This is a genomic window from Lysinibacillus sp. IITD104, assembly GCF_036698265.2.
Taxonomy (GTDB): domain Bacteria; phylum Bacillota; class Bacilli; order Bacillales_A; family Planococcaceae; genus Lysinibacillus; species Lysinibacillus boronitolerans.
In genome coordinates, this window is sequence record NZ_JBAHYH020000001.1 from 2,676,815 (window position 1) to 2,689,437 (window position 12,623).

At 42.8% G+C, this 12,623-nt stretch carries 17 protein-coding genes and 1 pseudogene; all 18 read right to left on the reverse strand.

Annotation, left to right across the window (positions count from 1 at the left end; genetic code table 11):
- Positions 1–14: 14 nt before the first annotated feature.
- The gene (locus V1L66_RS13755) at positions 15–437 is read right to left on the reverse strand and encodes a hypothetical protein (protein WP_333004522.1); all 423 of its coding nucleotides are present in this window, start codon (positions 435–437) and stop codon (positions 15–17) included.
- A gap of 638 nt (positions 438–1,075) precedes the next feature.
- Positions 1,076–1,945 carry a DMT family transporter gene (locus V1L66_RS13760; protein WP_333004520.1) on the reverse strand — a complete coding sequence of 290 codons (870 nt, stop codon included), beginning with the start codon at positions 1,943–1,945 and terminating at the stop codon, positions 1,076–1,078.
- Between the two features lie 25 nt (positions 1,946–1,970).
- Entirely contained in the window at positions 1,971–2,516 is a 546-nt protein-coding gene (locus tag V1L66_RS13765) for a GNAT family N-acetyltransferase (RefSeq protein WP_333004518.1), read from the reverse strand.
- Positions 2,506–3,039, reverse strand: coding sequence for a cysteine hydrolase family protein (locus tag V1L66_RS13770; RefSeq protein WP_333004517.1), 534 nt, complete (start codon positions 3,037–3,039; stop codon positions 2,506–2,508). The genes V1L66_RS13765 and V1L66_RS13770 overlap by 11 nt, the downstream gene beginning before the upstream one ends.
- A gap of 171 nt (positions 3,040–3,210) precedes the next feature.
- A pseudogene (gene mdh, locus V1L66_RS13775) lies at positions 3,211–4,148 on the reverse strand (malate dehydrogenase).
- Between the two features lie 34 nt (positions 4,149–4,182).
- On the reverse strand, positions 4,183–4,575 hold the full coding sequence (locus V1L66_RS13780; protein ID WP_112117870.1) for a BMC domain-containing protein: 393 nt from the start codon (positions 4,573–4,575) through the stop codon (positions 4,183–4,185).
- Positions 4,565–4,834 carry a EutN/CcmL family microcompartment protein gene (locus tag V1L66_RS13785; protein WP_016995124.1) on the reverse strand — a complete coding sequence of 90 codons (270 nt, stop codon included), beginning with the start codon at positions 4,832–4,834 and terminating at the stop codon, positions 4,565–4,567. Before V1L66_RS13785 ends, V1L66_RS13780 begins: the two co-directional genes overlap by 11 nt.
- Positions 4,835–4,840: 6 nt before the next feature.
- Positions 4,841–5,683 carry a phosphate propanoyltransferase gene (gene pduL / locus V1L66_RS13790; RefSeq protein WP_131519878.1) on the reverse strand — a complete coding sequence of 281 codons (843 nt, stop codon included), beginning with the start codon at positions 5,681–5,683 and terminating at the stop codon, positions 4,841–4,843.
- Between the two features lie 16 nt (positions 5,684–5,699).
- The gene (locus V1L66_RS13795) at positions 5,700–5,975 is read right to left on the reverse strand and encodes a BMC domain-containing protein (protein WP_333004513.1); all 276 of its coding nucleotides are present in this window, start codon (positions 5,973–5,975) and stop codon (positions 5,700–5,702) included.
- Positions 5,976–5,993: 18 nt separating this feature from the next.
- Entirely contained in the window at positions 5,994–6,764 is a 771-nt protein-coding gene (gene fabG, locus V1L66_RS13800; protein ID WP_333004511.1) for a 3-oxoacyl-ACP reductase FabG, read from the reverse strand.
- 30 nt (positions 6,765–6,794) lie between these two features.
- Positions 6,795–7,085 (reverse strand): BMC domain-containing protein, encoded by a 291-nt coding sequence (locus V1L66_RS13805; protein ID WP_333004509.1) that lies wholly within the window; start codon positions 7,083–7,085, stop codon positions 6,795–6,797.
- Positions 7,086–7,100: 15 nt separating this feature from the next.
- Positions 7,101–7,721 (reverse strand): hypothetical protein, encoded by a 621-nt coding sequence (locus V1L66_RS13810; protein WP_333004508.1) that lies wholly within the window; start codon positions 7,719–7,721, stop codon positions 7,101–7,103.
- A 5-nt stretch (positions 7,722–7,726) separates the two neighbouring features.
- Positions 7,727–8,341 (reverse strand): phosphate propanoyltransferase, encoded by a 615-nt coding sequence (gene pduL, locus V1L66_RS13815; protein WP_333004507.1) that lies wholly within the window; start codon positions 8,339–8,341, stop codon positions 7,727–7,729.
- Positions 8,342–8,357: 16 nt separating this feature from the next.
- Complete coding sequence (locus V1L66_RS13820) at positions 8,358–8,639, reverse strand: BMC domain-containing protein (RefSeq protein ID WP_004229005.1); 282 nt, start codon at positions 8,637–8,639, stop codon at positions 8,358–8,360.
- A gap of 14 nt (positions 8,640–8,653) precedes the next feature.
- Entirely contained in the window at positions 8,654–10,135 is a 1,482-nt protein-coding gene (locus V1L66_RS13825; RefSeq protein ID WP_333004506.1) for an aldehyde dehydrogenase family protein, read from the reverse strand.
- A gap of 15 nt (positions 10,136–10,150) precedes the next feature.
- Complete coding sequence (locus tag V1L66_RS13830) at positions 10,151–10,441, reverse strand: hypothetical protein (RefSeq protein WP_004229009.1); 291 nt, start codon at positions 10,439–10,441, stop codon at positions 10,151–10,153.
- Positions 10,442–10,445: 4 nt separating this feature from the next.
- Positions 10,446–11,189 (reverse strand): HAD-IA family hydrolase, encoded by a 744-nt coding sequence (locus V1L66_RS13835; RefSeq protein WP_333004505.1) that lies wholly within the window; start codon positions 11,187–11,189, stop codon positions 10,446–10,448.
- A gap of 20 nt (positions 11,190–11,209) precedes the next feature.
- Complete coding sequence (eat, locus tag V1L66_RS13840; protein WP_333004504.1) at positions 11,210–12,619, reverse strand: ethanolamine permease; 1,410 nt, start codon at positions 12,617–12,619, stop codon at positions 11,210–11,212.
- Positions 12,620–12,623 lie beyond the last annotated feature (4 nt).

Genomic DNA, 12,623 nt, shown 5'->3' on the forward strand with positions numbered 1-12,623 from the left:
CTTTAATGAAGGTATTAGTTTCTTAACATCAGCAAACATTTCTCAACTATATCTACCTCTTCTACTGAAAGTTGATCTAACAAAAGTGCCAGTTTTTTCTCATGTTCCTCTCCTTCTCCTCCTATCCAGCAAATGTAGATTTCGCAATAATCTCCTTTGGGAAGGAATTTTTTTAGAAAGTCACATACATGGTGAAAAGTTCTTTTGGCTTTTTCATAGTTATGGGGGGAATACATTTTATTTTCGTTATGCATTTGCCAAATGGGCTCTCCCTTTGTTTCGATTTCATATACATAGGGTGTTGTAAAATGCTTTGCCTGTACAATTTGGCGATTCTCTTTTACTGAGAAAAAATAATTTATGTCAACTTCATTTTCTGTATAGTCATCCTGTATTTTAACTGGAAAATTGAAGCCTATATAGGTTGCCATACTCATGTTTTTACTCCTCCTATTAAAAAAACCCTGTAAATGTACAGGGTGTCAGCAACGTAGCTGTTGATAGTGTAAATAGACACGCTTTTGCGTTCGTGCTTCTACGAAATTTTCTTGCATCACCATTTCCTGGGCCATGCTTTGAAGAAATTGCTTGAAGGAAAAAGGCTTCAAACGACGGGTTGTCCGCTTCCTTTTGTGAGGCTTGCTACCGTAGTTGGTCTACCGTGATGGCTGTTGCTTTGATGGTTTGGTGTTGCGGCGGTGTTTTTGGTTCAATATAGAGCGTTGTATAATACGCATCCGCAATGACAATCACGTAAATAATGAATAGTAATCGTTTTGTTCAATGGTTCAAAAAAATCATTTCTCCCTTTTTTTATAGCTAACAATGAAAACTTATCTACTTATCATACGAGCATTCGATCAAAAGGTTTCAAAAATATTTAAAGGGAGACAAATTTCTGTCTCCCTTACGCCTCTAAGCTTCTGCCACCATCATTTTCCCAGCGATCAATGTCCCAGTGATCCTCATCTTTTTCTCTCCTGATACCCATTGCATTCAATGGAACGAATGACATTTTGTCCCTCACCCTTTTCAAGCGTTCTTCTCTAGTTTATGAAGGGAAAGGGGTTTTCGTTCATCGTAAAATAGGCTTAATTTTAAAGCCTAAGGCAATCGCAGCTCCAATACAGCTAAAAAGACAGCCTAGAATTAAATAAATACTGAGTGTTGATTCGCCAATGACAACTGAAGTGATACCGCCAATCACGGGGAATAACGCAACCATATAGCCACTTTTTGCCCCACCAATTCGTTCGACTAGTTTTAAGTAAAATAACCATGCGAGAAAGGAGGCGATAAGCGTTAAATACAAGAGAGCCGATAGGAAGGTAATGGATTTGGGTATCACGACTGTTTGCCCCTGTAGCCAAACAATGACACACATGACTGCACTACCCACTGTAAAGCCAATGGCATTCGCATAAACGGGGTTTATCTGCTGCTTGGCATTTCTGGCAGAGCTTGCATCCCCGATGGCTGTCAGGACAGTCCCTACGAAGGCAATTAACACTCCTTTTAACTCGATATTATGTAAAGATGGATAAATCAGCACCCCCACGCCGATGACACCTAAAATACCGCCAATTAAAACACGACGAGGCAATGGCTCCTTGAGAAATATCCGTAGAGCGATAGGTGTTAATATGACTTTTAATGAAAAAATTAATGTGACAATAGCAGCCGAGCTCCATATCGTCGCATAATACAGCGCTAAATAGCTGAATGCAAAATTACAAACGCCAAAAACGATGATAAAAGGCACGTCGCCCTGTTGTGGTTTACCCTGTGGTTTCAAGAACCAAGCAAGGATGAAAAATAAAAGGGCTGTCATGACTAAACGATAGGTTAAAGATAATTCTAAACTGACTGGCGTTCCTTGAATTTTGACTGCAATAAAATTAAGACCCCAGACAATCAAACAAAAGATATACATAAAATTTGTCATGCTGTTTTAAATTCCTTCTCCGATGCTATTCCTGCCATCTTCCCATAATGATCGTGTGATAGAACAAGCCATCTGCAAGGCATTTATCATTTTTCAGAATGCCTTCCACTAAAAAGCCCATTTTTTTATAGAGCTGTATCGCTTTCTCATTGGTTTCTAACACTTCTAGTGCTATTTTGCGAACACCATTGGTATCTGCCCAATCAATGGATTCTTGCAGCAAGGCTTTTCCTATGCCATAGCCCCAAAACTCTTTACTGACTCCAACACCAAAGGTTACTTTATGAGCAAGCCTTTTGAGTGGAGAGCCCTCACATCTTGAGAACCCAACGATCCGATCACCGACAACCGCCACTAAACATAAATTTTTTGAGCTTTCGCTATCCTGTTGAATAAGCTGCTCAAAGCCTGCTCGATCAATCAATGCCTCGCCCTGTTCACGATCGAAGTTTTCCGTTTCACCGTCTAATTGCAAGCGTAAATCTGATAAGGCTTGGGCATCTTCGCGTCGGGCACAGCGAATTGTATAGGATAGCTCTTTTATCTGGAGCTCTTTCTGATCAATCAGCATGTTGGAATCCTCCAATTGACTGAATCCGCACAAAACGATTATGCCAAATGGATTCGTGATGTTGAATAATTTGTGGTGCTGCCAGTACATTACTATCTAAGGTGCTATGTGCATCTTCTATTAAAATATTATGATGGTAGCCATGACTAAAAGCACTACGGATTGTTGTATCAAGACAAAACTCTGTTTGAGCACCCGCGAAAATCAATTGCTCGATGTGATGCGCTTGTAAATAAGCTGCAAGCTCCGTTTGATAGAAAGCGTCCCACGTTGTTTTTTGAATCACTTGATCCTCCGCCTGTCTAAGTAATCCATGATACAGTTCCCAGCCTGGTTGACCTAATGCAAAATCAACATCATCTGCGTCTGTATGCTGAATAAAAATAACGGGTACTTCGTTGCGCCGTGCCCATGTAATGGAGACATTAATATTTTTGATAATAGCTTCACTGTTCCAAAGTTTTTGCTGGCTATCTAGAAAGAAAGCCTCCTGTATATCGATAATGATGAGTGCTTGTTTCATCGAATCCTCCTTTGTGCATCAGTAGTAACTTTTTTAATTGTACAGAAAACGATCTTCCATTAAAAGAAAATTTTGCACAACAAAAAGCACCTTTACAACATCGTAAGGTGCCTCAACTATGTACAGTACCATCTAATACATGCCACTATTAGATGGTGTCATGCGCTTGCATCATTTGATATAGGCTAATGTTTGATAAACTTGGTGAACCGAATGATTAAATGCTTGCTGTTCCTCTTCGTTTAAATGCAATTCAATTACACTTTCAATACCATCTCCCCCTAAAACAACGGGGACACCGATACATGCGTTGTTTACTTGATATTCGCCCTGTAAATACGTAATGATGGGCATTACTTTCCGTTGATCCTTCACAATCGCTTCAATCATTTGGACAATGGCGGCAGCTGGGGCATAGTAAGCACTGCCATTGCCAAGTAGGGCGACAATTTCGCCTCCGCCTTTTCGCGTTCGCTCCACTAATTGTTCAATCTGTGCTTGTGGCATTAATTTTTCTAGTGGTATTCCTCCGACATACGTATAGCGAACGAGTGGCACCATTTCATCGCCATGTCCACCCAAGACGAAGCTTGATATATCCTCGACAGCGAGCTGAAGTGCCTGTGCGATAAAGGTATTAAAGCGCGCTGTATCTAACACACCTGATTGTCCCATGACGCGATTTTTTGGAAAACCCGTTGCTTCCGACAAACATAGGTCATGGCATCGACAGGGTTACTTAAGACGATAACATAGCTAGTTGGCGCATAACGTTTGATCTGTTCGCTTACCGTGCGGACGATTGCCGCATTTGTATGAATTAAATCCTGTCGTGTCATGCCAGGCTTTCTTGCAATACCTGCCGTGATAACCACAATATCAGCATGAGCGATTTCTTGATAGTTTGAAGTAGCCGTCACCTGTACGTTAAATCTTTCTATTGGTCCCGCTTGGAGAATATCTAATGCCTTCCCTTTCGCAGCACTTTCGAAGTCTGGTAAATCGATTAGCACAATATCCCCGATCTGTTTCTGTGCGACCATTAACGCTACGGTTGCACCTGTATGTCCAGCGCCAATGATGGCGATTTTGGGTCGCCTAAAGCTCATCTGCCTCCCCCTCCTAACAACATAGATTCATCGACTACTTATCTGCCTGCTCATCCTCTACAAGTTTTGTTTGTTGAGGCTTCTGGCGAGTGCTTGTTTTTTTGGCTGCTGCCTCCGTCGCTTTTATCGGCTGTGTTTCATCAATAATCGCTGTGAATACTTCATTGGCTGCTCGTGGAATTACATGTGCGCTTAGTAGCTTGCTCGTTCGCGTTGCTGCCGCTTTACCAGCATCAACCGCAGCCTGTACTGCACCAACATCTCCCTCGACAATAATGGTTACGATACCACCGTCTACTAGCTCCTGTTTCACTAATTGGACATTGGCTGCCTTTAGCATGGCGTCCGCAGCTTCAATGGAGCCAATCAAGCCATACGTTTCGATCATTCCTATCGCTTCTGTCACTGTGCTCACCTCACGATTCATCTGTGCCATCTATAATGCCAACAACAATGGCATCAATTGGACAAATACTGGACGTAGAAAAACTTCGTACAGCAGCACTGCCCATTGTTAAAATGACGTTATCTCCCACACCTGCACCTATACGATCTGCCGCAACAATTTGTTCATCACTCAGTTGACCATCCAGCTTTATTGGCTGGATAATGAGTAATTTCAATCCCTGTAGCCCTTCCTCTTTACGTGTTGCCCAAATATTTCCGACCACTGTTCCTATCCGCATGCATCCTCATCCTTTTTCGTGAAACTGAAGTTCAATTTCTAATTTTTCCACGGCCTCCTTCGCCAGTGCCGTCAACCTTGCCTCTTTGGGGACTATCACTGTCTCACCTTGATAACGGCTTACATCATTTGCCGTTATAATCTTGTGGTTAATTTCAATTGGAGGACTGACGAAGTTATTGTAAGGCTCTCCTGCCATCTTGCCTGTTATAATTGTACCCGTTTCACCCTGTTGGATGAAGCCTGCGTTTGCTTCATCTGTATCAATATGCATTTCTAAATGATAGTGATCAGCTACACGAATTTTCACTTGCTCAAAGGTAATGGGACGTCGCCCTTGCACCTTAACGGAGACGTATTGACCGTTCTGAACCCCTAACTGCTGTGCATCAGCAGGTGCCATATGAATATGTGCTTGTGCGATAATGACCCCTTCTTGTAAAATCAAACTTCCTCTAGGTCCTACCAGTATACAGCTAGCTGAGCCAGCAATTTCTCCCGATTCACGCAAAGGTGGTTGAATTCCTAGGGAAATGGCATCTGTATGACTAATTTCAATTTGTGTGAAGGTGCGAGCTGGACCTAATACACGTACATTTTGGATGCTTCCTTTTGGTCCCACCACCTGTAGCGTTTCATGTGCTGCAAACTGACCGGGTTGAGCTAACATTTTTTTTACACTCAGCGTAGCACCTTTGCCAAATAGCTGCTCGACATGCTCTTGTTGTAAATGAATATGCCTTGCTGAGATACCTATAGGAATTTCATTGGGTGTAGGAGCTGCTTCTTTTTTAGGTAGTAATTCGGCTATGACATCATTAACAATTTTTATTATTGCTTGTTCATTCATATAGCCACCTCACTCATTATTGCATTTTTAAAATCGCTTCCAATTCTGCATGTGGTCGCGGAATCACATGTACAGATAATAGCTCTCCAACACGTTGTGCAGCTGCTGCCCCTGCATCTGTTGCGGCTTTCACAGCCCCTACATCCCCACGAACAAGCACCGTGACAATACCGCCACCCACATGGACTTTACCAACAATATTCACGTTGGCAGCCTTGACCATTGCATCAGCTGCTTCAATAGAGCCCACTAAGCCCTTTGTTTCAATCATTCCTAATGAGCCTAAATTCATTTCGTATCCCTCCTTCTATTAAAATGCCTCTGCATCTTCAGGTAATGTTTGGCCACCATCAATAATGATCGATTGACCCGTAATAAAGCCTGCCTCCTTACTACTAAGGAACAATGCAGCATACGCTATATCCTCCACACGACCAAGGCTGCCAAATGGAATCGCCTTCGCCATCTTCTGTAGATAGGTGTCACCAAGACCATCTAAGCCTTCTGTAGCGATATTTCCTGGCAACACGGCATTGACCGTAATATGATAGGGTGCTAATTCAAGAGCCGCAGTTCGCATAAATCCTAATTGAGCTGCCTTACTTGCGGCATAATGCGTCCATCCAGCATAGCCAGTCACTGGACCCGTGATCGACGAGGTAATAATGACCCTGCCAGCATTCGCTTTCTTTAAATGGGGCACGCAAGCTTTGACAGCAAACATTGTTCCTCTGGCATTGACATTTAATACCTGATCCCAATGGTCAGTCGTCATGTCCTCTAGTTTCATAGAGGGAAAAATACCAGCATTGGCACATAAAATATCGATGGAACCAAAAGAGCTAGCAACCTCCGTAGCCATGTGCTCAACAGATTCATAGTTTTCAACATCAACAGTGGCAGCAGAAGCTGAGAAGCCTTGCGCTTGTAATTGATTTGCTAAATCTGTGGCAGCTTCCATACCTCTTGCCGCAATCACCACATGTGCGCCCTGTTCCGCAAATACGGTAGCAATCCCCTTCCCAATTCCTTTACTACCACCAGTAACTATGACAACCTTCCCCGTTAAATCGACCTTCAACTCGTTCCTCCACCTTTCCTTTTATTCATTTTAAGTACTTGGCTTTTTCGCAATTTCTGTTACTAATTCATTCACCGCAATATCTGGCCGTAAAATAGTCGAAGAGGCAATCCATTGGTTGGCTGCTTTAGCTAGTTGTGTGCCAATAGCTATCGCTTCCTGAATGGCCGCTGTGTCCCCTTCAATGGCAATGGTTACGAGAGCCAAATCGATGGTTTCTTGTCGAAGTATTCGAATATCCGCTGCTTTGAGCATAGCATCTGCGATCTGTATTGAAATCGCAAGCCCTCTTGTCTCCACAATACCAATCGATTTCATCATGTAACAACACTCCTGCTAATATCTTTGTATCGTCATCCCTTTTTCCTGAACCATTTCTTGTGCTAGTGGTGTAAGTTTTGTATGGGCAGGCAGTGTCAGCTGTTGTCCCTTGTACGATTGAAGCATCTCTGCTGTTACATAGTTTGCCACTATACCCGAATGAGTAGGTTCCTGTTGCTGCTTTATAAATCGAATAAGCTGTGCAAATAACTGAATGTCACAGCCAAACTCCTTTAAGCGCTCTATATGATGCAGCAACATTTTCATGTAAGGATTTGGTTCCTTTGCTGTGACAACAGCAGATAATTTTTCATTAGGAATTAAAATTGCTGTTTGATTGCTAACCAGCAACTCAGACAGGTACAAGGCTGCCGGTGTAGTAGGCAAGCCTTGGGCACTGCTGACGATAAATGTTTGATCCACTTCGAGAAAAACAATAGCATCGTAGAATAGCTGAGTGTGACTGGTGGTATCATTTGCCTGCCACTCCTCGACATGGCAATAGCTTTGTAATACGTCCACCTGTTTCTTAGAAATGGCCGTATGCGAATGGACAAGCAAAAGTCTTTTATGCTTCGTATCCATCATCGATGTGACTACTTCTTCGATGATTCTCTGTAATTCTTTTATATCCATACGTGTCACTCCATTTTGATAAGCTTGCCAATTGAATGCTGTTGAAGAGCGGCGGCATTCGCTTCATCTGTATCTACATGCATTTCAAGAACGAATGCTGGGGAGACGCGTATGGCCACATTCATTAATCGTAGCTGACGTCCATCCCCACAGATTTCAACCGTCACGATTTCCTTATCTTGGACATTGAACACAGCAGCATCGGTTACAGCCATGTGGATATGTGCTTGTGGAATAATCAATCCTTGCTTTTTATGGCGAGTTCCATGTGGCCCAATCAATGTGATCGATTCAGATTTTTCTAAGTCGCCTGACATACGAATCGGTGGTGTTACGCCAAGCTTGATGGCATCCGTTTGACTGATTTCAATTTGAGTTGCAGTGCGAAATGGGCCTAAAACCCGAACCTTATCAATTTGGCCTTTGGGTCCCCTTATCGTTAGAACATGCTGTGAGGCAAATTGACCTGGCTGGGAAAGCTCCTTCCATTTCTGTAACGCTGCGTCTCTACCAAATAAATAATAGAAATCCTCCTCATTAACATGACAATGACGGGCTGAAATCGCAATCGGGATACTTTGAGTGGTGACTTCAGTGGCATGTATTTGATTGTTTGTCATCACAATCCCTCACTTTTCACTTAGGTAAAATTGCGTATAATTCCGAATGAGGGCGTGGAATAACATGTACTGATAAAAGCTCACCTACTCGACGTGCGGCCTCAGAGCCTGCATCCGTCGCTGCCTTGACTGCCCCGACATCACCTGTTACTAGCACCGTCACAATGCCGCCACCAACATGTACTTTCCCTACAATATTGACGTTTGCTGCCTTCACCATGGCATCTGCCGCCTCAATTGATCCGATTAAGCCTCTTGTTTCAATCATGCCTAAAGCTCCATTTATCTCTACGCTCATTTCCTTTTCCTCCTCTAATTACTTAGCTTTGTGAGTACTTTCTCTACAATCTTTTCAATGGACAACCTGTCAATAGACACCCCTTCAATTGCTTGCATCGCTGGAGCCTGTATATTTTGTGGATGCTGTGGGGGAGGAATCGTTAGTGCCTTCACACCATAGGCCACTCTTTTTTTATTTAATAAATGATGTGCAGAAATATTATCACTCGTAATATTTCCCCCATAGGCCCCACAGCCCAATGTAAAGGAAGGCGTTAAACTTGTCGTACCGCCTGCGGCACCAACAGATGCTAAAGTATTGACTAATATTCTGGACACGGGCATTTGAGCTGCAAACTGCTTAACAAAATGTTCATCCTGTGCATGAATAGCCAGGCTATGTCCTCTCCCTCCAACGTCAAGCAAGCGACGGCAAATCTTTACGGCTTCTTCCTGAGAACGAGCCGTATAAAGACCTAGGATGGGAGAAAGCTTTTCCATGGAAAATGGATACTCCTTCCCAATCTCCTGTTCCTCCGCGACTAATACGCGTGTATGTCGAGGGACATCAATATTAGCCATTTGGGCTATTACGGTTGCTGGCTTCCCGACAATTTGGCTATTTAATGTACGAGCTACTGGTGAAATCACCTTTGCTAATTTTTCCTTGTCCTGCCCACTTAGAAGGATGGCCCCATTTTCTGCTAAAGCAGCCACCACCTGTGCTTTGACCTCCTGATGTACGACAATAGCTTGTTCTGTGGCACAGATCGTACTATTATCAAATGATTTACTATCGATAATTTGCTTCATTGCCTCGTTCACATTTGCTGTGCGATCAATATAGACAGGAACATTCCCAGGGCCAACACCATAGGCTGGTTTCCCTGAGCTATAGGCAGCTTTGACAAGCCCTGCTCCACCAGTTGCTAAAATTAGCTGTACATCACGATGATGCATAAGTTCCTCTGTTCCTTTTATTGTTGGATGGCTAATCCATTGAATAAGTCCCTCTGGTGCTCCTGCATGAACGGCTGCCTGCTGACAAATTTTCAATGCCTCGATGGTGCAGTTGACTGCTGTTGGATGAGGACTAAAGACAATGGCATTTTGCGCCTTTAAGGCAATTAGCGTTTTAAAAATGGCTGTAGCAGTCGGGTTCGTGACAGGTGTAATTGCCGCAATAACACCGAATGGATAAGCAATTTCCACCTGCCTTGCTATCCTATCCTCATGTATAATGCCGATTGTCTTTTCATGCCGAATGGCTTCATAGACACCTTGAGAAGCCAACTCATTTTTTATTTTTTTATGTTCAATAATGCCCATCTTTGTTTCCGTAACAGCTAATACAGCAAGATTATCTGCCTGTTTATAAGCAGCTTGGGCAATGGTCTCTACAATTCGATCGACCTGCTCTTGCGTAAAGCTGGCATACATTTTTTGCGCAATCGAAGCGGCAGCTATTCCGTCTCTTGCCTCTTGTATCGAAACCAAATCTTGGTCTCTCACCATATGACGAACCTCCCGTCATGTAAATTTTTTTAGGGCAATTAAGTCGCTCGAATTAGCTACAGAGACAGTGCCTGATGATTGCTGGTGCAGACTTTGCCAATGCTGTAATTCATGCGTAGATAATGCTACATATGCTGGGGCAGTTGTTTGCTGCGTCTGATGTTGGTTTTCTTTTATTAATCGAAATGATTGCCATTCCTGTAATTCCTCATTTGATAACGTTTTAGAAGCTTGTTCAGGCTGAGAGCCTTGCGTTAGTTTTTCCAATACCAATTCAGTAATCTTGGCAATTAGCTGATTGTCCATATGCTCACTCCTTTTCGATTAGCATGGTGAGAACAGATTCGTCATACGCTTCAATAATTGTGGTTGCATCAGGTAAATAATCCTTTGGGTATGTGGCTTTAGGAATGATGCCAATTGAAAAGCACATGCCAGCATTTTTAGCAAAGAGCATATCTGCATTCGAGTCGCCAATCATCACGGCTTTCTCAAGTGATACGTGAAATTGTTCCTTTGCCACATACGCTAAGTCTGGGAAGGGCTTACTGGACGTAGCTTGGTCACTTCCTAGAACGAATTCAAACAAAGCTATTAACTCTAGCTGTTGTAAATGTGATTTGGCTCGTGCCGTTTGATCAGCTGTAATCACCCCTAATTTCATCCCTTTATTTTTTAAGGTGATTAAGAGATTACGAATACCTGGTAATGCCTGTACCTTGCTATTTTCCTGCTGTGATGTGGCCAAGTTGGAAGCTGCTCTCGCAAGTGTTACCCCTTTGCTCCAGGGGATTCCCTGCTGATAGAGTAAAAATGCCACGATCGTCTCAGCTTCTTGTATACTTCCAATGGCTAGAGGACTCGTTGGGTCAATCGTTGTTCCATTGTCATTAACCCCTATGTTTTTTAAAAAAGTTTGTAAGGAAAAACAGATTTCTAAGTCTGAATTTTCAGTTAAATTAGCATATAAATTTTTGGCCCAAGCAATCCATAAAGAATCCATTTCAATGATTGTTCCATCCTTATCAAAAATGACCCATTCCACTTTTGTCATAGGAAAACCCATCCCTTTATTTATTCTCGTATAGCCTCTATTGGCGATACTGGTGCTTGCACCTCTACCTGCACCGTAGCAGCATCCTTCGCAAAGCGTTCCTCTGGTGCATCCTCGTTAATATGGTGTCTTGCCCACACCCAATAATAGATCGTTGCCACAGCAAAAACAGCCAAACAAACGATGAAAAAAGTCAAATTCGCAAAGAAGCTCGCAAAGATAGCAATGACGGCTAGCACAAGTGAGACAATAGGCGTAAATGGATACAGTGGTGTCTTAAAGGTACGCACTAAATGAGGTTCTTTTTTACGCAAAATCAACACCGATAAATTCATCGTAATATACGATACTAATGCCCCAAATGTAGAAATTAAAATTAAATCATCTGGATTAAATAAAATGACTAACACTAACCCGATAAAGCCTGGCAAAATAATGGCCATATAGGGTGTCTGACGCTTTTTATGCATCTTCGATAACATGCTTGGCAAATAGCCTGCACGTGATAAAGCATAGACCTGACGAGAGTAAGCCAAAATCACACCCGAAAAGCTTGCAATTAGTCCTACTAAGCCAACAGATGCTAAGATCTGCGCCAACCAATACGTATTTCCAAAAACAGCGGCAATCGCTGCAGGCAACGGATCTTCAGCAACCGTCATGACATCGATGCCCGCTAGCCCGATGGCAACAGTTGTTGTCAAAATGGATAAAATCAGCAAGGTCACCATACCTGAAATTAACCCCTTTGGCATGTCCTTCTGCACATCTCTCGTCTCCTCTGATAACATAGGCAACATCTCGATTGCTAGGAATAGCCACATCGCATATGGCAATGCTGACCAAATCCCTTTAAATCCACCTGGTATAAGATCGCCATTCTCAGGGAATAAATGGCCCACATTAATTTGCGGTAAACCAACGAAATACATTAAGACTAGTAAGCCTAAAGCGATAAAAACAAGCACCATTTCGATCGTGGCATATTCTTTAATGCCAATAATATGAACCCCCATGAACAGCGCATACATAAAGGCAGCTGCCACCACTGTCGGTACGGCTGGAAACAAAAAGCTGATATAGCCCCCAATACCGATTGCAATAATTGGTGCGGCAATGACATATTGCAGCACGACACCAACCCCTGTAATAAAACCGATATAACGACCCATCGCCCGACGAGCAAAGGAATAAGGGCCTCCTGCATAAGGTAACATCGTCGATAATTCAGAAATACCTAAGGTCATCGTTAAATACATAATCGCCATAAATAATGTGGCAATGAGCATTCCTAAAAAACCAGATTGACTTAAACCAAAATTCCAGCCAAAGTAGTTCCCAGAAATCACAATGCCGACGCCAATTGTCCATAAATGGATGGGTGTAAGGGCTTTCTTTAATACGATGATTTCATCCTTTTTCGAAGACATGTTA